The sequence below is a fragment of the Beijerinckia indica subsp. indica ATCC 9039 genome (genome assembly GCF_000019845.1).
Lineage (GTDB): Bacteria > Pseudomonadota > Alphaproteobacteria > Rhizobiales > Beijerinckiaceae > Beijerinckia > Beijerinckia indica.
In genome coordinates this window covers 540,146-558,040 of sequence record NC_010581.1, presented here as the reverse complement: position 1 = coordinate 558,040, position 17,895 = coordinate 540,146, and the positions used below count along the sequence as shown (strand labels likewise).

Annotated in this window: 25 protein-coding genes; 4 read left to right on the top strand and 21 right to left on the bottom strand. The window is 55.9% G+C overall.

All coding sequences use genetic code 11. The annotated features are described in order from the left end of the window. Nucleotides 1–57: 57 nt before the first annotated feature. The 3 genes from BIND_RS02550 to BIND_RS02540 all read left to right on the top strand — a co-directional run bounded on the left by BIND_RS02550 (nucleotide 58) and on the right by BIND_RS02540 (nucleotide 1,332). The gene (locus BIND_RS02550) at nucleotides 58–450 is read left to right on the top strand and encodes an MAPEG family protein (protein WP_012383512.1); all 393 of its coding nucleotides are present in this window, start codon (nucleotides 58–60) and stop codon (nucleotides 448–450) included. A 6-nt stretch (nucleotides 451–456) separates the two neighbouring features. Then, on the top strand, nucleotides 457–873 hold the full coding sequence (locus BIND_RS02545; protein WP_148210539.1) for a DUF3574 domain-containing protein: 417 nt from the start codon (nucleotides 457–459) through the stop codon (nucleotides 871–873). 129 nt (nucleotides 874–1,002) lie between these two features. Beyond that, nucleotides 1,003–1,332 (top strand): polyhydroxyalkanoic acid system family protein, encoded by a 330-nt coding sequence (locus tag BIND_RS02540; RefSeq protein ID WP_012383510.1) that lies wholly within the window; start codon nucleotides 1,003–1,005, stop codon nucleotides 1,330–1,332. Here BIND_RS02540 and truA read toward each other — a convergent pair. From truA to BIND_RS02510, 6 genes are all read right to left on the bottom strand, one after another. After that, nucleotides 1,311–2,093: a tRNA pseudouridine(38-40) synthase TruA gene (gene truA / locus BIND_RS02535; protein WP_012383509.1), complete on the bottom strand. Its 783-nt coding sequence runs from the start codon at nucleotides 2,091–2,093 to the stop codon at nucleotides 1,311–1,313. The genes BIND_RS02540 and truA overlap by 22 nt on opposite strands. Beyond that, nucleotides 2,080–3,048 carry a methionyl-tRNA formyltransferase gene (gene fmt / locus BIND_RS02530; RefSeq protein ID WP_280109993.1) on the bottom strand — a complete coding sequence of 323 codons (969 nt, stop codon included), beginning with the start codon at nucleotides 3,046–3,048 and terminating at the stop codon, nucleotides 2,080–2,082. The genes truA and fmt overlap by 14 nt, the downstream gene beginning before the upstream one ends. 62 nt (nucleotides 3,049–3,110) lie before the next feature. Beyond that, nucleotides 3,111–3,692, bottom strand: a complete 582-nt coding sequence (def, locus tag BIND_RS02525; protein ID WP_012383507.1) for a peptide deformylase — start codon at nucleotides 3,690–3,692, stop codon at nucleotides 3,111–3,113. Between the two features lie 118 nt (nucleotides 3,693–3,810). Further along, on the bottom strand, nucleotides 3,811–4,383 hold the full coding sequence (locus BIND_RS02520) for a response regulator (protein WP_012383506.1): 573 nt from the start codon (nucleotides 4,381–4,383) through the stop codon (nucleotides 3,811–3,813). A gap of 161 nt (nucleotides 4,384–4,544) precedes the next feature. After that, on the bottom strand, nucleotides 4,545–5,168 hold the full coding sequence (locus tag BIND_RS02515) for a 2,3-bisphosphoglycerate-dependent phosphoglycerate mutase (RefSeq protein WP_012383505.1): 624 nt from the start codon (nucleotides 5,166–5,168) through the stop codon (nucleotides 4,545–4,547). A 196-nt stretch (nucleotides 5,169–5,364) separates the two neighbouring features. After that, the gene (locus tag BIND_RS02510; protein ID WP_012383504.1) at nucleotides 5,365–5,664 is read right to left on the bottom strand and encodes a hypothetical protein; all 300 of its coding nucleotides are present in this window, start codon (nucleotides 5,662–5,664) and stop codon (nucleotides 5,365–5,367) included. A gap of 193 nt (nucleotides 5,665–5,857) precedes the next feature. On the opposite strand from BIND_RS02510, the gene BIND_RS02505 reads away from it, so the two are divergent. Next, nucleotides 5,858–6,169: a hypothetical protein gene (locus BIND_RS02505; protein ID WP_012383503.1), complete on the top strand. Its 312-nt coding sequence runs from the start codon at nucleotides 5,858–5,860 to the stop codon at nucleotides 6,167–6,169. Nucleotides 6,170–6,307: 138 nt separating this feature from the next. On the opposite strand, the gene irrA is transcribed toward BIND_RS02505, so the two are convergent. The 15 genes from irrA to nifN all read right to left on the bottom strand — a co-directional run bounded on the left by irrA (nucleotide 6,308) and on the right by nifN (nucleotide 17,887). Further along, a complete protein-coding gene (gene irrA / locus BIND_RS02500) occupies nucleotides 6,308–6,793 on the bottom strand; it encodes an iron response transcriptional regulator IrrA (RefSeq protein ID WP_012383502.1) in 486 nt (161 codons plus the stop codon). A 206-nt stretch (nucleotides 6,794–6,999) separates the two neighbouring features. Then, nucleotides 7,000–7,302 carry a ferredoxin family protein gene (locus BIND_RS02495; protein WP_012383501.1) on the bottom strand — a complete coding sequence of 101 codons (303 nt, stop codon included), beginning with the start codon at nucleotides 7,300–7,302 and terminating at the stop codon, nucleotides 7,000–7,002. A 57-nt stretch (nucleotides 7,303–7,359) separates the two neighbouring features. Next, nucleotides 7,360–8,661, bottom strand: a complete 1,302-nt coding sequence (locus tag BIND_RS02490; RefSeq protein WP_012383500.1) for an FAD-dependent monooxygenase — start codon at nucleotides 8,659–8,661, stop codon at nucleotides 7,360–7,362. An 11-nt stretch (nucleotides 8,662–8,672) separates the two neighbouring features. After that, nucleotides 8,673–9,785, bottom strand: coding sequence for an electron transfer flavoprotein subunit alpha/FixB family protein (locus tag BIND_RS02485; protein ID WP_012383499.1), 1,113 nt, complete (start codon nucleotides 9,783–9,785; stop codon nucleotides 8,673–8,675). Nucleotides 9,786–9,810: 25 nt separating this feature from the next. After that, entirely contained in the window at nucleotides 9,811–10,665 is an 855-nt protein-coding gene (locus tag BIND_RS02480) for an electron transfer flavoprotein subunit beta/FixA family protein (protein WP_012383498.1), read from the bottom strand. Between the two features lie 155 nt (nucleotides 10,666–10,820). Beyond that, nucleotides 10,821–11,150, bottom strand: a complete 330-nt coding sequence (nifW, locus tag BIND_RS02475) for a nitrogenase stabilizing/protective protein NifW (protein WP_012383497.1) — start codon at nucleotides 11,148–11,150, stop codon at nucleotides 10,821–10,823. Nucleotides 11,151–11,922: 772 nt separating this feature from the next. After that, nucleotides 11,923–13,113, bottom strand: a complete 1,191-nt coding sequence (nifV, locus tag BIND_RS02470; RefSeq protein WP_244395942.1) for a homocitrate synthase — start codon at nucleotides 13,111–13,113, stop codon at nucleotides 11,923–11,925. An 86-nt stretch (nucleotides 13,114–13,199) separates the two neighbouring features. Beyond that, the gene (locus BIND_RS02465; protein WP_012383495.1) at nucleotides 13,200–13,520 is read right to left on the bottom strand and encodes a NifU family protein; all 321 of its coding nucleotides are present in this window, start codon (nucleotides 13,518–13,520) and stop codon (nucleotides 13,200–13,202) included. Between the two features lie 10 nt (nucleotides 13,521–13,530). Further along, complete coding sequence (locus tag BIND_RS02460; RefSeq protein ID WP_012383494.1) at nucleotides 13,531–13,854, bottom strand: HesB/IscA family protein; 324 nt, start codon at nucleotides 13,852–13,854, stop codon at nucleotides 13,531–13,533. Between the two features lie 510 nt (nucleotides 13,855–14,364). Continuing rightward, nucleotides 14,365–15,012 carry a nitrogen fixation protein NifQ gene (locus BIND_RS19945; protein WP_012383493.1) on the bottom strand — a complete coding sequence of 216 codons (648 nt, stop codon included), beginning with the start codon at nucleotides 15,010–15,012 and terminating at the stop codon, nucleotides 14,365–14,367. 10 nt (nucleotides 15,013–15,022) lie between these two features. Continuing rightward, nucleotides 15,023–15,334, bottom strand: a complete 312-nt coding sequence (gene fdxB, locus BIND_RS02445) for a ferredoxin III, nif-specific (RefSeq protein ID WP_012383492.1) — start codon at nucleotides 15,332–15,334, stop codon at nucleotides 15,023–15,025. A gap of 26 nt (nucleotides 15,335–15,360) precedes the next feature. After that, nucleotides 15,361–15,561: a CCE_0567 family metalloprotein gene (locus BIND_RS02440; protein WP_012383491.1), complete on the bottom strand. Its 201-nt coding sequence runs from the start codon at nucleotides 15,559–15,561 to the stop codon at nucleotides 15,361–15,363. Between the two features lie 26 nt (nucleotides 15,562–15,587). Then, complete coding sequence (locus BIND_RS02435; protein WP_012383490.1) at nucleotides 15,588–16,058, bottom strand: NifX-associated nitrogen fixation protein; 471 nt, start codon at nucleotides 16,056–16,058, stop codon at nucleotides 15,588–15,590. 8 nt (nucleotides 16,059–16,066) lie between these two features. Continuing rightward, nucleotides 16,067–16,471 carry a nitrogen fixation protein NifX gene (gene nifX, locus BIND_RS02430; protein WP_012383489.1) on the bottom strand — a complete coding sequence of 135 codons (405 nt, stop codon included), beginning with the start codon at nucleotides 16,469–16,471 and terminating at the stop codon, nucleotides 16,067–16,069. A gap of 36 nt (nucleotides 16,472–16,507) precedes the next feature. Then, nucleotides 16,508–17,887 carry a nitrogenase iron-molybdenum cofactor biosynthesis protein NifN gene (nifN, locus tag BIND_RS02425; protein ID WP_012383488.1) on the bottom strand — a complete coding sequence of 460 codons (1,380 nt, stop codon included), beginning with the start codon at nucleotides 17,885–17,887 and terminating at the stop codon, nucleotides 16,508–16,510. Nucleotides 17,888–17,895: the final 8 nt, after the last annotated feature.

Here is a 17,895-nt window from a genome sequence, read left to right as displayed (position 1 = left end):
CAAATTGGGCGTCGGCGTGGTGATGGAAAATCTCCCCGCCTCTTTCGGAGCCCTTTCATGAATAACGAATTGACCTTTCTGACTTGGACCCTGGTGCTGGCCCTGGTCCAAGTCATCGCGCATGGCGTCGCGCGGACCAAAGAGACGGGAGCGAAATTTAACGTGAGCGCGCGCGATACCACGCCGCCGCCCTATGGCATCATCGCTGGCCGCCTCTATCGCGCGCAAACCAATCTGTTCGAAACCCTGCCCCTGTTTGCCGCCGCCGTGCTCATTGCCCATGTGGCTGGGCGCGAAAGCGCCCTGACAGCCTGGGGTGCCCTCCTCTATTTCTGGGGCCGCCTCATCTATGTGCCGCTTTATGTCATGGGCATTCCCGTCGCGCGGACTTTGGTCTGGATGGCGGCCACCATCGGCCTCATCCTGATCTTTGTCGCCATTTTGATATGATCATCCATGCGGCGATCGATAAGCCTTATGGCGCTTGTCGCCTTGAGCCTTTCTGGGATGCGGCATGCCGTAGCCGAGGAAGCCAAGCCTTCCACCGGTGCCTGCCAAACATTGGCCAGGCTAGAGCTTTTCTTCGGCGCGGGATCATCGCAAAAGCCGGTCAGCCACACAGCCTTCGCGCGCTTCCTCGCGCGCGAAGTCACACCCCGTTTCCCGCAAGGCCTCAGCCTGTTTGAAGGCACCGGCCAATGGCGTGATTCCAAAGGACGATCCAGCCAGGAAGCAAGCCGCCTGCTCCTCATCTTTTATGTGCCCGACACCGAATCCAACGAAAAGATCGAAGCCATTCGTCAGGCTTATAAGAGGCGTTTTCATCAGCAATCGGTGCTGCGCGCCGATGGAACGTCCTGTGTCTCCTTTTGAAAGCCATCCTGCTGTACACAGGCTCTTTAAGCCGGCTTGAGACGGCTTATGTAAAAGCAGCAGCCCTAGGGTGGCCTCCACTTTTAGGATCAATTTGATGAGAGTCAGGCTCTTGAGGTAGGAGAAGCCATGTCGAAATCCATCATCGTGACCCTGCCGCACGCGCTGAGCGCCGAGGAAGCCAAGAAACGCATCGCCGAGCGCATCGATGTTCTTCGCACCGCCTATATCGATAAGCTCGCCTACTCGGAAGCCGTATGGACCGAGAACCGGGCTGATCTCAGGGTTGTCGCCTTCGGCCAGACCGCCACGGCGCAAGTCCATGTTTTGCAGGAGATCATTCGGCTCGAAGTGCAATTGCCCTGGATTCTCGCAACGCTCTCCGGCAAGATCCAGAATGTCCTGACTCAGAACGCGCAGGAATCCCTGCAGATCGGCTATTCGCCGAAAAAGGGCTGAGCCCCTTTTTCTTCTCCTTCTTCAGGATAATCGACCCCGGTCAGATAAAGGCCGGCGGCCGGAGCGACCATGCCACAACGGCGCCGATCACAGGCCTCCAGAGCCGCCCGCAGATCCCCTGCGCTCCATTTGCCGGAACCGACCATTTCGAGCGACCCCACCATCGAGCGCACCTGATGATGCAGGAAGGATCGCGCGCTCGCCCGGATTTCGATGAGATCGCCCACGGCTTGCACGTCCAAACGCTCCAGCGTGCGGATTGGGCTCGCCGCCTGGCATTCCGCCGCCCGAAAGGTCGAAAAATCATGGCGTCCGGTCAGGACTTGCGCCGCTTCATGCATGGCTCGCGCATCGAGCCGGCGTTTAACCAGCCAGGCGCGCCCCGCCTCAAAGGTCAGAGGCGCACGGCGATTGATGATACGGTAGAGATAATGCCGGCGGATGGCTGAAAAGCGCGCGTCGAACGTTTCCGGGACAGGTTCCGCCGCCACGACAGCGACCAAAGCCGGACGCATATGCGCGTTCAAGGCATCGCGCAGGACATCGGGACGCCATTCCCGCGCAAGATCGGCATGGGCCACTTGAGCACTCGCATGAACGCCGGCATCCGTGCGGCCCGCTCCGCGAATGCCAACCGGCGCGCCATTGATGGCCAAGAGAGCCGTCTCGATCACTTCCTGAACCGAGAGCCCATTCTTCTGCCTCTGCCAACCCACAAAGGACGCGCCGTCATATTCGACAGTTAATTTATAGCGGGGCATGGAGATCGGGCAGCGGCAATCGGGTGCTGGCAGGCAGTTTCGTGCCGCGCAAAAAGGCCTCGGCGCTCATGGGTGCTTTGCCGGACCGTTGAATATCGAGAAGCTTGATCGCGCCGCTCCCTTCCCCCTCGCCACAGGCTATGCTCAGGCCCGCATCAAGGATTTCACCGGGCTGCGCGGCAGGCGTGTGTGTGAGTTCTGCCCGCAGAATCTTGATGCGCTCCAACCCCTTGCCGAGATCCACCTCGAAGAAAGCACCAGGGAAAGGCGAAAGGGCGCGGATGAGATTATAAACCTCGTGAGCGGGCCGCCGCCAATCGATCCGCGCCTCGACCTTTTCGATCTTCTTGGCATAGATCACCCCGTCCTCGGTCTGCGGCGTGAACGTCAGCGTTCCAGCTTCCAGCTTTTGCAGCCCCTCGATGATGAGCGTGGCGGCGCGAAGCGAGAGAAGATCATGCAATTCGCCGCCGGTCATGTCGGGGCCAATGGTCACTTCGCCGACAAGCCCGACGGGCCCGGTATCGAGTCCCTCTTCCATCCGCATGAGCTCAATGCCGGACTGGCTATCGCCTGCCATGATCGCCCGCTGAATCGGCGCGGCTCCCCGCCAGCGCGGCAGCAGCGAGGCATGGAGATTGAGCGCGCCAAACGGCGGAACATCGAGAATGGCTTTGGGCAGGATGAGCCCATAAGCAACCACGACCAGAACATCCGGCGCATAGGCGCGCAAAGTCGCGAGAGCCTCTTCCGATCGCAGGCTTTTGGGCGTCTCGACGGGCAAATCATGCTGCTGCGCCGCGAGATGGACGGGCGACGGCGTCAGATCCAGGCCGCGCCGCCCCGCAGGCCGTGGCGCTCGCGTATAGACCGCCGCCACCTGATGCCCCGCTTCGATCAGGGCATTCAGAACCGGCACGGAAAAAACCGGCGTTCCCATAAACACGACGCGCAAGGGAAACCTTCGTCTTTGAGCTTCGCTCGTTACGTCGGAAGCGGATCAGTCACTCGGAAAACTCAGGCTTCGCTATCCGCCTTGCTCTTTTCTTTCGGAGCGGAATGATTGTCCCGTTTGGCGGCTTTGCTGAATTTCTTGACGATCCTCTCCCGTTTCAGACGGGAAATATGATCGATGAAGAGCACGCCGTTCAGATGGTCGATCTCATGCTGCACGCAGGTCGCAAGAATGCCATCGGCTTCCAATTCCTGCCGCTGCCCCTGGCGATCGAGATAGCCGACACGGACGCGGGCCGGACGAACCACTTCCTCGTAATAATCGGGGATGGACAGGCAACCCTCTTCATAGGTCGAAAGCTCTTCCGAGGCCCAGAGGATTTCCGGATTGGCGAGCGCCAAAGGCTGAGGCGCGACATCGGCTTCGGCGCCATCCTCACCTTTGCGCCGTTTGGCGACATCCATGACGATGACCCGTTTCATGACCGCGATCTGGCTGGCGGCCAAGCCGATACCTGGCGCGTCATACATGGTTTCGAGCATGTCATCCATCAGCCGCCGGATCTCGGAATCGACATCGGCAACCGGGTCACAGACACGCCGCAAAAGGGGATCGGGAATGGTGATGATCGAACGCAAAGCCATGGCAAATAGATAATCCGAAGAGGTAATCAGGTCAATTATCCCGCTATATATGCCAGACTTACGCCAAAATCATCGGCCCGCCTCACGTCCGGCCCCGGAAAACCAATACGGAAACCAATCAGGAGGGCTTGCGCGGATCGGACGGCGTGCCGCCGTCGCCGAGCTTGTCCAACAATTTGGTCAGAGGCTGCGGCAGGTTGTCCTGCAAGGTCCGCTCGTAAAGCGTATAAAGCTGCCGTTGGATGCCTTCGACGGCTGGGCGTGGCGCCATCTGCTCCAGTACCATTTCGACTCGGGTCGAGGCGGCATCCTCCGCCACTTCGGTCGCCTCGCCGCGCGCCGCCGCCTCCACGGCCTTGATCAATTCCTCCATGCGCAGCCCCTTGGCGATGATCGGATAATCATCATGCCGTTCGTTCATGCGCAGGATTTCGGCATAGCCGGTCAGCATCGCCACTTTAAGGTCAGGCCGCCGATTTCGGATCTCGCGGATCAGGTCAGGCCCCATCATGCCCGGCATGGCATAATCGACCAAAACAAGAGTGATGGCGGGATTGTCGGCAAGGGCTTCCAAGGCGGCTTCGCCACAAGCAACGGTCAAAACGAAATGACCCGCCTCCGCAATTTCATCGGCAATGACGTGACGAACCAGCAGATCGTCATCGACGAGAAGAATATCCAGCCTTTCCATGGTCACCCTCCCGACTCGCACCGACATATCCTGAGGGAAGAAGACCGGTCTTATCCTTAAGAAATATTAAAGTTTGTGGCGCAAATCGCGAAAAGCATCGGATCATGCCCGATGCTTTGTTTCAATAAGCTGCCAAGGATCGCGAATAGCGATCTTCGGCCTCAGCCCAGTTTCAGAACTTCCTTGCTTTCAACCGTCGAATTAGCGCGCAGGCGATAAATCAACGGCACACCGGTCTCAAGTTCCATCGAGGGGATGGTCTCTGGCGTCAATCCGTCAAGCACCATCACGAGGGCTCGCAGGGAATTGCCATGCGCGGCGACAATGGTTTTTTTGCCATCGAGCACGGCCGGCAAAATGCTCTGGCAGTAATAAGGCAAGACCCGCGCCACTGTATCCTTCAGGCTCTCACCACCGGGGGGCGAGATATCATAGGAACGCCGCCAGACATGGACTTGCTCCTCGCCCCATTTCTGTCGTGCATCATCCTTGTTCAGCCCGGAGAGATCACCGTAATCACGCTCATTGAGCGCCTGTTCGCGCGTCGTCGGCACATCGGGCGTTCCCAATTCGCCGAGGATCAATTTCAATGTGTGCTGCGCGCGTGTCAGAGCGGATGTAAAGGCAATATCGAACGCAAGACCTTTCGCCTTGAGACCACGCCCCGCCGCCTGAGCTTCTCCAATGCCCTTTTCCGTTAGATCCGGATCCTTCCACCCCGTGAAGAGGTTCTTTAAATTCCAATCGCTTTGACCATGGCGCACCAGCACGAGAAGACGATCCATAGCGCATCCCTTACAGAAAGACCCAAAAGCAGATCGGAACTATCCGATCTTCCGCAGAACAGGAACCCTGATGATTGCCGAGGCATAATCGGATCGACGCGCTCTTGCAACGCCCCGCCAAGTACAGGGTGTATTTTCAGAGCTTTTCTGGCCCCTTTACCTCAGCAAACTGGTCCCATTTGCTTGACCTCGTGGATCAAGACGGCCGTTGCTGATATTCCCCGCACCAGTCTTCGCCGACCGTCAACGGCCAATAGGTTTCAGAAGCCGCGTCCGAGTCATGGATCGCGAAGGCTTCTTCCTCACTCTCCGGGTTCAAATGCCTGGCGATGGCGGCAAGATAATCGGCGATGATCCGATCGAAATCGGAGCGCGTCTGCGGCGGCGAGCGGCGACAGGTCCCACGCGGCCGATCGTCGAAGGCGGACGGGTCCATCGCGGCCCCCTGCTCCCAGAAGCGACAATTGGAACAGGTGGCGGAGGTTTGCACGCTCATGAGCCTTCCCTTGGGCCTGTGACTCTGGCCTCTTCACTGGTCTTCACCAATAAATCCGAAACGCGAGGACAACCGAAACAATCCCGGATTGCGTCCTGGAACGATCTATGCCTTTGCTATTTGCTCTTGCTTACCGGCTCTCCGGGAATTGGAGAGAAAACGATCTTTCGGAAGGCATGCGAAAGGCAGACAGGTGAATAAGCCCGATATCGACGATTATATGGATCTGTTCAAGCGCTACGGAAAAGACTTCGGCGCTGCCTATCTCGAGCCAGAAGACGAACGCTTCCGTTTTCTGTTCGACCAGATTCTCCGTCTCTTGGTTCAGCCCTCAGATTTCAATCTCAGCCTGCCCGAACCCTTTCGGACGACCGCGCATCGCTATCTGGCAGGTGACGAAATGACGGTCGCGCATATGCGCATCGTGGAAAACCGCCATTTCATGCTCAGCGATCTCTATGATTATGTGCATCTGCGCCAGACCATGGGCGGCAAGCCCTGGTAAAAACGATGGAGTCTTTATCTGAAGAGAAGACTCCATCGGAGGTCCAGCGTTGAACCCTAGTCCATCCCTAGAGACAGAACGATGACGAACCTTTCGAAGATCCGCTCGGATCTTCGAAGCGGATCTTGCGCATCAAGGTCAATCGCAGAGCGATGTCTCGGTGACTTTCACTTCAGGCGCTCCGATACGGCGCAACCGGACAACGACATCGACCCGTGAGACTTCATAGCCTTCCGGCGGCACAATATGATCGGCGAATTGGGCCGTGGCCTGGCCGATATCCTCAATCTCGCCCGTTTCCTCAAAATAGAAATGGCCATGATCGGTCGTATTGGTATCGAAGACCGTCTTGGTGCCTTCGATCGCCAAGCCGCGCACCAAGCCGACATGAGCGAAAAGGTTGAGGACATTATAGACCGTCGCGAGCGAGGTCGACATGCGCAACGCATTGGCTTCGGCGGCCAAAGTATCCGCCGTGACATGCCGGTCGCCCTTGCTGAAAAGAAGCTTCGCGAGGCCGAGCCTCTGCCGGGTAGCCCTCAGGCCATATTTTTCCAACAGAGACCGGTGCTGCTGTGTCGCCGCTGAAGGCGTAACGAAAGCATCTGAAAGGGCTCTGATCATGATTGTGCCTGCGCGCTTCTCTTGCTTGAACCAATATCCAAAAAGGTGAGCAACATCCGTACCATTGCACAAAAATTCGCGCACGTCACAGGAAATGCGGACAATTTGGAATTTTGCTCCAAAAGTTCCAGAAATAAATGCGCGCGAGTGACCGGGAGGCCGCCCGCGCGAGGATTTTTCTCTTTCAGCCGGCTAATGGCGTTTGATCAGCCGAATTTGAACAGAACGCCAAAGCCGCCGCGCGGATAATTCCAGGTGATTTCACCATAGGGCTCCGCCACAACGCGGCAGGTACCGCATTCCACACAGCCATCGGTGCTGATTTCCACCTGCCCAGAATCGGCTTGGGTATAGCAACCCGCCGGGCAGACATGGGTCAGGGCCAGGAGGCGCGGCGAGGGAACCGTATGCGGCGTGACCGTGATATGGGGACGGCCGGCATCCACGAGATAACGGTTTTGGAAGAGCTTGTCTTCCACGCGAACATTGGTTTCGGTTTCAGTGCTCATCTTTATTCCTCACGAGAAAACGCGGATCTGATCCGTGACTGGCGTTTCCAATTGTACTTAGCGCCAGCCACGCGCCATTCCGAGCACGTCGCCAAGCAGACCCTTGACGCGCCGCGTGCGGAAGAAGGATTTCAAGATCTCGTTTTCCTTGGCTTTTTTGTCCACGCCATCGACCCGGAACCAGGTCTGCGCTGCCTTGGAAATGAGCTGCGGATAAGTCGTGAACAAATGCTTGTTATGGAAAGCATTCGGCAGGTTTTTATATTTCTTCAAATCTTTCATGACGAAAGATTCATCAAGCCGAGTCTTGTAGGCGGCCAGATTATTCGCCGTCATTGGCGCATTCCGGGTTTTGAGATCCAGAATGGTTTCAGCGGCGATGCGGCCCGTCGTCATGGCGAGGTTGGAGCCTTCACGATGGATCGCATTCACGAATTGTCCCGCATCGCCGACGATCAGCCAGCCATTGCCGAACAATTGCGGAATGGCCTTATAGCCGCCTTCCGGAATCATATGCGCCGCATATTCCTTGACCTCGGACCCTGCGAGCAAGGGCTTGACGGAAGGATGCTGCTTGAACGCTTCGAGCAGACCGTAAGGCGTCTGATCGCTATTGGTGAAATCCGAAATGAGGCAACCGATGCCGATCGAGATACATTCCTTATTGGTATAGAGGAAGCCCGTACCGGCCATGCCCTTGGTGATCGTCCCAGCGGATTCGATCACCACACCTTCATCACCCTGGAGGTTGAAGCGGGCTTCGATGGTCTCGCGCGGCAGGAAGTGCATTTCCTTGACCGCGAGCGCGACCGTATCGGGCTTCGGAATGGACCGCAGGCCCGCGCGGGCGCCGACGAGACCGCTGACGCCTTCCGCCAGGACGACAATATCGGCATAGATCGCCGCGCCGTCGCGATCGGTGCGGACACCGATGACCTTGTCATGGGCATCGCGAACCAATTCGGTCACCGTGGTTTCGCACAGGATCAGGGCGCCTGCCTCTGAAACACGGCGAGAAAACCACTTGTCGAAGGGCGCGCGGATGATCGTATAGCGGTTCGGCTTGTCCTCGTTGAAATCCTCGGACCGGTAATGCGCGCCGCAATAGGATTTATCATCCATCATCCAAAGGCGCTGTTCGATAATGTGTCGCTCAAGCGGCGCATCCTCGCGGAAATCAGGAATGATCTTTTCCAGCGCATCGGCATAGAGAATGGCACCCTGCACATTCTTGGAGCCCGGATATTCACCGCGCTCCAATTGCAGGACCTTGAGGCCACGGGTGGCCAGAGTATAAGCGCAAGCATTTCCGGAGGGTCCGGCGCCTACGACGATCGCATCGAATTTTTCGTCCGCCATGTCCGTCTCCTTTACTCAGCCGCGGGCCGGGCGGCGGCCAGGGCGAGACGCTTGCGGAAAGCTTCCGTGAGCGCCGGCAATATTTTCGTTGCATCCGCGACAATACCGACATGCGCGAAATCGAAGATCGGCGCATTCGGGTCCGTATTGATGGCGACGATCAGATCCGCGCCCTCGACGCCCACGCGGTGCTGAATGGCGCCGGAAATACCCGCGGCAATATAGAGACGCGGACGGATGGTCTTACCCGTCTGTCCGATCTGACGGTCGGACGGAATCCAGCCTTTTTGCACCAGGGGCCGCGAACCACCCCATTCAGCGCCCAGGACCTCGGCCAGATTGCGCACCAACTGATAATTTTCAGCATTTTGCATGCCGAGACCACCAGCCACCACGACATCCGCATAAGGCAGATTGGCCTTGCCGGTCGCGCTGTCGGGCAGGAAGGACAGGACCTTGGTAATGATCGAATCTTCCGGCAGCGACACTTCATGATTGATGACGCGGCCCGTGCGACCCGGCTGATAGACCGGCATGGCCGCAACGCGCGGGCGCATGGTCGCCATTTGCGGGCGATAGTTCAGCGTATAGATCGTGCAGAGCAGCGAACCACCGAAGGTCGGACGGGTCGCGGCGAGCGAGCCGTCGCTATCGACGTCGAGCTCCGTGCAATCCGCCGTCAGGCCGGTCAGCAGTGTCGTCGCCACGGAACCAGCCAGATCGCGTCCGAGATTGGTCGCGCCCATCAGCAGAATTTCCGGCTGGTACTTATTCACCAGCTCGGTCATGGCCGTCGTATAGGGCTCGTTGCGATAATCGACGAGCGACGGATTTTCGACGACATAGCAGAGGTCGGCGCCGTAACCGAAGCTGTCCTTGATCGCGTCGGCCGTGCCGCCGGGGGCGCCCAGGACGACAGCAGCCAGATCGACCTTCAGCTTATCGGCGAGCTTGCGCCCTTCCCCAAGCAATTCCCAGGAAACGGGATGGACGACGCCACGCTCGAGTTCAACAAGAACCCAAACGTGCTTGTAGCTCTTCAGATGTTCCGGAAGCTCTTTCTTCGTATTCGCGCGGCTGTTTCCTGCGGCGGCCGGAGCTTTAGCTGGGGCTTTTTGATTCATGGCTATATCCTTCAGGAAAAATGGCTTAGAAGCCCGCCGCCAATTTTTGAATGTCTTGTTCAAGACCCGGCTGCCGCTGATTGATTTCCGCGATCAGCGCTTCGGAAATATCATTCGCGGATTTGTCCTGCACGTCGATCTGGAAAGCCTTCTCATCACGCGGCGCCGGCGCGAACACTTTCTTCACGATGGTCGGAGACCCACGCAAGCCGCACAGAGCGAGATCCGGAATACCGGCCTCTGCCGCGCTCCAGGTGACGATTTCCGAACGAGCACCGCGCAACGCGTCCTCGATGGAGCCACGGCGCATGTCATTCGTACCCTCGAGCATGGTCACGAGGCAGGGCAATTTGGTCTTGAGAACCTGGATGCCGCCTTCGGCGCGACGCTGCAGCGTGATCTCACGCTTGGCCAGATCGAATTCATCGATCTTGGAGATATAAGTCAACTGCAGGAGGTTGAGGCGCTTGGCAATGCCAGGACCAACCTGGGCAGTATCCCCGTCGATCGTCTGCTTGCCGCAGAAGATAATATCGGGCGCACCCCATTCCTCGCCGACCTTCTTGATCAAATAGGAAAGCGCATAGGAGGTCGCGAGCGTATCGGAACCGGCGAAGAAGCGGTCCGTCAGCAGAACGGCGCGATCGGCTCCAAAAGTCAGACATTTACGCAAGGACGCATCGGCCATGGGCGGCCCCATGGTCACGACAGTCACCTCGCCACCGAACTTGTCGCGCAAGCGCAACGCCTCCTCAAGGGAGAACAGATCGTAAGGATTGATGATCGTCGGCACACCCTGCCGCATAATCGTATTGGTGACAGGATGAACACGAATCTGCGCAGAGTCCGGCACCTGCTTAATGCAGACGACGATATGCATTATGAAACCTCTCGATCATGGATGACGTGGAATAGATTTAGTCAGCAAATTTCGGACCATCCCCGAACAACAACGTAGAAACAAAAGCCTCACATTGTATTCTTAGCGATCCGAAATTCAGCATGGAATAAACAAGCTTCTCTCAAAAGGAGAAACTACTTCAAAAGATCAGTGAAGGGCACGATCGGCGGCGGAGCCACCGTCTTTTCTTGGACCGCTTCCTTGAGAACCTTGAAGACACGCTCCTTCATCGGATCCGACTTCTGGAAATCATCATAGGCCCGCTCCAGAGTCGCCTTACAGCGTGCCTTGACTTCATCGTCCGGCAGACCTTCAAAATCTTCCGTCGCCAGATATTGTCCCATTCGCTTCATGATGTGCATACGCACGACATTGACCTTGTTAGGGTCGTAGGGAACGTCGAGCACCTTGAAGAAATCTTCCGCCGATGACATCGTCTGCAAGGTTTTCAATGTATCGCTCATAACCTCACGTGCCTTTCATATGTCACGAATGCCTCACCTCTTTCCGTGAGACCACCCGAGCGCGCCGCCCGGACCATCACCCCATGCAGCGAACGTGCTCATTTGGGCGGGCCTTTGACAATTCGGCGATCGATCCTCACAACGACCCACGGAACGTTGCCTCAAACAGCGCCCCGACAAACGATCAAGATCGATTTCCTTGCAGAGCTTCCTTCCGACCGCCCCCTCCTTACAGGAGGTGTTGCCATGATCGGCGGCTCCGAAAACCAGCCGTCACACCCGCGAAGCGCCCAGCTTTAGCGCTGAAATCCCGACACGGGCTTGGCTGGATTTATCTGAGGAAGGACCATAGGCCGTTCTCGCGTTCTACCAGCCATAAAGACAGAAAAAACAGACATTCCGACTCTAAACCTCGGGTCCCATAACATGGCGAACTGATGACAATCAATCGAAAAAAGAGAACCGGGTTGAAGGACATTCAGCTTTTATAGGTCGTCACGCTCGTTACTTTAAAAGCTGTCTAAACTAGAATAATTCGAACCAAATCCGGGTCTTTTTACAAGTGCTCTAGTTTGCTTATCTTTGCCCCTAATTTCTTTTTAACTCCGAACATTATTCTTCATTCCCGGCACATTCTCCCTCAGCGATCACGAAATCACCGGAACGGAAAGCCCGGCCGCTCAAATTTCCGCAACGGGCCAACCTCAAACGAAACGGCCGATAGCGCCCGTCTTCGCCTGGATTCTCTGCCCGGTAAAAGCGAAAATCACATTCAATTGATAACAAGCGAGGTCCAGGCATCGACCGCATGCCCGCTCGCGACTTTCGCTTCACGATAGAAATCGAGCAAAATGTCGCCTGGAACAGAAGCTTTTTCCTGCTCCGCATAGAGCTTGATTCGTGCCAGCACGAATTTAGCCTCGTCCGCTGAAACGCTGAGACCTTGTTCAGCCAGGGCATTCGTCACCGCGCGCAAGCCGGAATGTTTCCCAAGAACCACGTGGTGCGAACGCCCCAAAAGCGCCGGATCCAAGGCTTGATAACAGTGTAAATCCTTGAGCAACCCGTCGACGTGAATTCCGGATTCATGTGTGAAGACGGCTTCACCCACGATAGCTTTGGCCTCCGGAATAGAACGGCCCGCGGCATTTGTCACAACCTGCGCGACCTGCGCCAAAGCCGTCAAATCGACGCCCGTCGTAAAACCATAAAGCGCTTCAACGGCAACGGCGACTTCCTCCAGTGGCGCATTGCCCGCTCTTTCGCCGAGTCCCACCACGGTGACGCTCGCATGGGTGGCACCGGCTCTCAATGCCGCCAAAGTATTGGCGGTCGCCAAGCCGAGATCATCATGCGCATGAATTTCAATTTCCAGATCACTCGCCTGCCGCAATCGCTCGATCATGGCAAAAGTCATGAAAGGATCCAGCACACCGAGTGTATCGGCAAAGCGCATACGCCTGACACCCAGGGACGCACCAAGTTCTGCCACTTCTAGGAGAAAATCTACGTCAGCGCGTGAAGCATCCTCGCATCCGAGAGCCACTTCCAAACCCTTGTCACGCGCATAGGGAATGAAACGGCCGATGAGTTCGCGCGCATAGGCTCGACCAGCGCCAAATTTGGCCTTGAGCTGAATATCGGACACGGGCAATGAAAGATTGATCATGCCGACACCGGATGCCACCGCCGCATCAATATCCTGCGGCACCATCCTGCACCAGGCAATGATTTTCGAAGGGAGCCCCTCAGCGACAACCGCATTGATCGCGGCGATTTCCCGCTCCCCCATGGCCGGCGTGCCGGCTTCAATTTCAGGAACCCCGGCCAGCGCCAAGGCCCGCGCGATCGCTATTTTTTCTTCGGGAGAAAAAGCGACGCCTGGCGCCTGCTCTCCGTCCCGCAAAGTCGTATCGTTAAGAATGATAGGCGTCTTCGCCAGATCCATTACGGAACGCGTCATAGAGGCCACCATCAAACCACCTCGGCCCGAAAAAGAGCCTCACACCCAAGGTATGAAGCCCATTCTCACGATCCGAGCGAAGACAATTACAGCTTGGGCAGATTAGGGCTGACCGGAATGACACGGATCATGCGGCCAGTCGCCTCGACCAATTTGGCCTGAACGCCATTCAAGGTCATCGAGGACAATTGACAGCCAACGCAGGCGCCGGTCATTTTGACAAAGACCTTATCGCCCTGGACATCGATCAGCTCGCAATCGCCTTTATCGCGCTGCAAATTCGGCCGAATGCTTTCGATCGTTTCCGCAATGAGCTGGCGACGCGCCGCAGCAACAGCATCGGAGACGACTTCAGCAGCCCCTTCTTCGGGAGCTTTTTCGACTATTTTTTCCGCCGGATTCAACATTGCGCGTTCCTCAGCTAAAAGATTTACCGCAAGAGCAGGAATTCGTCGCATTTGGGTTTTCGAACACGAAACCCGCGCCTTCCAGGCTCTCGACAAAGTCGATCTGCATCCCGCTTAGCAAAGGCTGCGAAAGGGAATCCACAAAGACTCTCACATCATCGCCGGCATCAACAATCGTGTCGCCTTCGCGCGATTGAGCATCCAAACCGATCTGATACTTATAACCTGCGCATCCACCGGCTTCCGCTTTGACGCGAAACCCCGCTCCTTCTTTCCCAGAACGCATCAACGCGGATTTCACAGCGCTGAGCGCACTGTCGGTAAGGGAAATCATGTGGAAACCTCCATCACTTATATGCACGATTACAAGCAAACAGCATACCAGAATATAAGCCTTTGATTTCGTGCATTCAACGCCAAAAGATCGACTGTCATAATCCCAACAAAACATGTCGCACACCCGTGTCGAGGCATGCGATCATCAAACAAACCGGAACGAGAAAGCCGGTGCGTCAACCATAAACCATGACCAGAAAGGGAAAAGGGAAAACCTCGCCTCAAGGGCATTGATTATTATCAAAAAGCATAACAGCACGAAAATAAAGCCAATGCCCGCTTTTACGGCATGACGGATGAAAGCGGCCGACACATGAAAAACAGGAGTGCAGAGGAACCCATCGAGCCGATCAAAAGGCGCAAGGCCGCCCCTGCCGTTTAGCAGTTTCTATCCGCGCCCCTTCCCAGCTGGGTATCCAATTTCGAAACACGCTAGTGCTTCGAAAGCAAAAGGTCACAAAGGGAAGTATCGTTCAAGTAATAGGAAAATTTGTCTAAGAGGCCCGCTTTAATGCGCAATGTCTTCCTGAAGACCCAGGCGCGCGGCGCGGGCATTGCGCGCAAGAACCGCCTCACCGGACTCGTCACCATAGCAAACCGTGAATTCGGAACAGGAATCGCAGGTCGGCGAAGGACACATCGTGAAGCCTTCCGCCTCGCAAAGTGAGCGATAAAGGAAACGCTTCCAGCGCATATTGCGGGTATTTTTCGATGCCAACGAATAATAATGCTGTTCTAGCAAACGGCGCAGATCCGAACGCTCGGCAAGGCCGAGATCTTCCCAGAGATGGTTATCTTTAAGGGATCGATGCGCGATAATACCAGCGAGCCAGACGCCGATCCGATCGCCTTCGGACGTATGCTGGAGCAGCAGGCCCCTCAGCATCAATTCTTCTTCATCCGCTTCAGGAGCCTCGGGGTCCGATCCGGTCGAGTGCTGAAGATGATCTAGATGAAGAAAGGCAAGAAGCTCGCGGTAAAGGGGTTCATCCAAGCCAAAATCTTGGGAATGAGGCAAAACCCCTGTTTTGATTTCCACCAGAATATGCAGAACAAGCCGCCCAAGGACCTGTCTATCGAAACTTTCCTCGGGCGTGCTCCGATCGGCTGAAACAGCAAGATCAAGAGGCACGCAGGCTCCATCAACATGCTGCATCAGACTAACCTCATGCTCCGAGGGGTTCAGCTTCGCTGGCCTTGGTATGAGTCTGGCAATCCTTGGGGCAGACACGAGCACACGCACCGCAACCGATACAGGCGCCGATATCATTCATCGCCATGACTTTGCGATCGAAGTCGTCATCATCCTCATCTTCGAGCTCGACGATGTCGCCATCGTGATTGACGCCCTTGAGGGTCATGACATCGCGGCCGCAAACCTTATAGCAACGACCACAACCAATACAGGTTTCCGGATCAATCGCTGTGAGAAACTCCGGCTCCCACATGCGACCGTCGCGTGTATTCTTTTCTTCCATTGGAAAAATCCTCTTGGCTACACTTGTTAAGAGGCCGAACTATTGTTCAATTCGGCCCGCTTGCTTTCAAGTGTTTCAAATGCTTCATGGGCGCGCTGCGCAACGCTCAGAATCTGCTGCCAATTGATGGGGAGTTCTTCCGACAAATCATGCAGATCCATCTTGGCCTGCATCGCCTTGGCTGAAAGCTTTTTAATTTCGGCCTTCAATTCGTCAACTTCACTCACCTGAGCGCCCCTTTTTCTGCAGCTTGTTAGTATTTCGCGACTTCCGGGAACTTTTCGATCATCGCAACACCCGCGGCGACCGCCTTTGCTCCCTCATCAGCCAATTTATTCAGATTGTCGTAACCATAGCGATGCACGTCACGCAGCATCTTGTTTACGACAATCAAACGGCCGGCCATGAGAATGATGCGGCCAAAGCCTTCATGCGACATTTTAATCATCGGCGAAACCATGCAACCGGTTTCGCGCTCGATGGTCAAACCGATCGCATTGTAGAAGAGTTCAAGGCGCCAGATCGTCTCAGGATCCGGATCGCCAACCATCGGAATTTCTTTCCGCTTCACCTTGTCCACGATATAAGGCTCGATCAGATCAAAATCGCTCTTGCCCTCCCAGGTGCCATGCATATCCTGAGCGCGCCACTGCTTGACGAGTTCCTTAACAAAAACCGTATCCATCGCCGCCAAATCAGGCGTTGCTACTGCCGCTTCAGACATCACTCACCTCAATCATCATCATAATCGGTTTCAATTTTTTCGCCGCTCTTGGCCAAGGCTTTCCGCAACCATGGGGGCGGCGCCGGCGCTTTCAGAACGTCTTGAAGCTTATCCAGCAAATCAGTAATGGATTCCGGCTCTTTGACTTTCATCGGGAAGATATTATTGGCCACGACACGCGCCGCGCCCGAACCACCGATCGCCGCCACATAAAGGATTGCGCAATCTTTAATCGCGGCAATCTTCGGCTCGAGCTTGTCTTCATTACCATCTTCCTGAAGATCACCGTTAAAAGCGATCGTCTCCAGGAATTGGTTTCCGCCCGGCGTCACATCGTAAATCGATATGTTTTTCGCCCAGCCGAAATGAGCGTCAACCCGCTCAAGATCCTGAGTCGCAAATGCTACTTTCATCTCGTCTCCTGCGCCCGATTATTCCTATTTCTTCCTTCAATGGGTCGTGAGCTTATCCGCTGATGCGTGACCTTCTTCTGCCCCAGGATGTGGATACCAGGTATCAGGTTTGGCGACATGCATGTTTTCGATGAATATATTGGCGATCTTAAAAATGAGATCACGCGCGCCGCGATAGCCGACCGACGTGATGTGACCCGCACCGAGTCGATCGAAAATCGGAAGCCCCATGCGGAACAAAGGAATATGCAAACGCTCTGACGCCTGGCGCCCATGCGCATGCGTAATGAGGAGGTCACAACCCGGCGCTAGGGTCTCGAAATCTTCGAGATCGCCGACAAGAACCTCTTCCGAGCGTACTTGATCGAGAATGGCCGTCTGGTTCGTCGTGACAGCAACCTCGATCTGACATCCCATATCGGCAAGGAAATTCGACAGATCGTAAAGGAAATCAGGCTCCAGACCTATGGCGATTTTCTTGCCTCCGGTATGGAAATGCCCATCGAGCATCGCATCGACCAATTGGCCGCGCTGCCTTTTGATCTTGTTAGGCACCGGCTTGCCGCTGATCTGCGTCAGGAAGGCAATGAAATCATCCGTCGGCAAGAGCCCGATCATCCGATCGAATAGCTGATAGGGAACGCCGGCCTTTTCCTTCAAAGCCTCGGCCGCGGTACGCATATGCGACCCGATGGCAATAGTATAAAAGGCATCTCCAAGATCGGCGATCTCATCCAGAGAAATACCACCCAAGGTCGTGGGCGTAAAATCCTCTGGAATATGCCCATCAAGCGAGCCAGCAAGATCAGGCAGGAACAAAGGATCGAAACCGAAAGCCTCGATAATGTCCCGTAATTCGTCAAGATCGCCCGGCGTCAGATGACTGCCTGGAAGCACAGCAATCTTGCGTGAATTACGCGGCGCATCGGCCGGACGCGGCTTCACCAAAGTCTCGATGATCTTGGCGACCGTCTTCTCCCAACCATCCTGGAAGGCATCTTTGAAGTCGGGCGTTGACACATAGACAAGCGATACATGATCAAGCTCGGGATGCTGTTGCCGCACGAGCTTGATATAGGCATCGACATCATCGCCCTTCGTCTCGGTGACGCCGGTCGAACAAATACCGATAAGACTGGCTTTCTGTTTGTTCGAAATATTGACGATCGCCTGCTCGACATTTTCATAGCCGCCGAGAACCGTCGCCACTTCGCTCATAGCCGTTGTCTGCAACGGAATGGCTTCCTTGAAATGCCGCACGAACAGCACCAACCCGAAGGAGGTGCAGCCCTGTGAGCCGTGAAACAGCGGCATGGCATCCTTGATCCCCATGAAGGCGAGCGCGCCGCCGACCGGCTGGCTCATCTTCAAAGGATTGACCGTACAGGCTTTTTTATTGAATTTAACAATAGCCATGACGATGC

Excerpts from the sequence above, each read along its gene's own strand:
- BIND_RS02550 (WP_012383512.1), top strand. The coding sequence starts at position 58 with ATGAATAACGAATTGACCTTTCTGACTTGGACCCTGGTGCTGGCCCTG.
- BIND_RS02435 (WP_012383490.1), bottom strand. The coding sequence starts at position 16,058 with ATGTCTGAAGCGGCAGTAGCAACGCCTGATTTGGCGGCGATGGATACG.
- BIND_RS02540 (WP_012383510.1), top strand. The coding sequence starts at position 1,003 with ATGTCGAAATCCATCATCGTGACCCTGCCGCACGCGCTGAGCGCCGAG.
- BIND_RS02495 (WP_012383501.1), bottom strand. The coding sequence starts at position 7,302 with ATGAGCACTGAAACCGAAACCAATGTTCGCGTGGAAGACAAGCTCTTC.
- nifV (WP_244395942.1), bottom strand. The coding sequence starts at position 13,113 with ATGACGCGTTCCGTAATGGATCTGGCGAAGACGCCTATCATTCTTAAC.
- BIND_RS02465 (WP_012383495.1), bottom strand. The coding sequence starts at position 13,520 with ATGTTGAATCCGGCGGAAAAAATAGTCGAAAAAGCTCCCGAAGAAGGG.
- BIND_RS02490 (WP_012383500.1), bottom strand. The coding sequence starts at position 8,661 with ATGGCGGACGAAAAATTCGATGCGATCGTCGTAGGCGCCGGACCCTCC.
- fdxB (WP_012383492.1), bottom strand. The coding sequence starts at position 15,334 with ATGGAAGAAAAGAATACACGCGACGGTCGCATGTGGGAGCCGGAGTTT.
- nifN (WP_012383488.1), bottom strand. The coding sequence starts at position 17,887 with ATGGCTATTGTTAAATTCAATAAAAAAGCCTGTACGGTCAATCCTTTG.
- BIND_RS02480 (WP_012383498.1), bottom strand. The coding sequence starts at position 10,665 with ATGCATATCGTCGTCTGCATTAAGCAGGTGCCGGACTCTGCGCAGATT.
- BIND_RS02510 (WP_012383504.1), bottom strand. The coding sequence starts at position 5,664 with ATGAGCGTGCAAACCTCCGCCACCTGTTCCAATTGTCGCTTCTGGGAG.
- BIND_RS02485 (WP_012383499.1), bottom strand. The coding sequence starts at position 9,785 with ATGAATCAAAAAGCCCCAGCTAAAGCTCCGGCCGCCGCAGGAAACAGC.
- irrA (WP_012383502.1), bottom strand. The coding sequence starts at position 6,793 with ATGATCAGAGCCCTTTCAGATGCTTTCGTTACGCCTTCAGCGGCGACA.
- BIND_RS02515 (WP_012383505.1), bottom strand. The coding sequence starts at position 5,168 with ATGGATCGTCTTCTCGTGCTGGTGCGCCATGGTCAAAGCGATTGGAAT.
- def (WP_012383507.1), bottom strand. The coding sequence starts at position 3,692 with ATGGCTTTGCGTTCGATCATCACCATTCCCGATCCCCTTTTGCGGCGT.
- BIND_RS02545 (WP_148210539.1), top strand. The coding sequence starts at position 457 with ATGCGGCGATCGATAAGCCTTATGGCGCTTGTCGCCTTGAGCCTTTCT.
- BIND_RS02520 (WP_012383506.1), bottom strand. The coding sequence starts at position 4,383 with ATGGAAAGGCTGGATATTCTTCTCGTCGATGACGATCTGCTGGTTCGT.
- BIND_RS19945 (WP_012383493.1), bottom strand. The coding sequence starts at position 15,012 with ATGCAGCATGTTGATGGAGCCTGCGTGCCTCTTGATCTTGCTGTTTCA.
- truA (WP_012383509.1), bottom strand. The coding sequence starts at position 2,093 with ATGCCCCGCTATAAATTAACTGTCGAATATGACGGCGCGTCCTTTGTG.
- BIND_RS02460 (WP_012383494.1), bottom strand. The coding sequence starts at position 13,854 with ATGATTTCCCTTACCGACAGTGCGCTCAGCGCTGTGAAATCCGCGTTG.
- nifW (WP_012383497.1), bottom strand. The coding sequence starts at position 11,150 with ATGAGCGATACATTGAAAACCTTGCAGACGATGTCATCGGCGGAAGAT.
- nifX (WP_012383489.1), bottom strand. The coding sequence starts at position 16,471 with ATGAAAGTAGCATTTGCGACTCAGGATCTTGAGCGGGTTGACGCTCAT.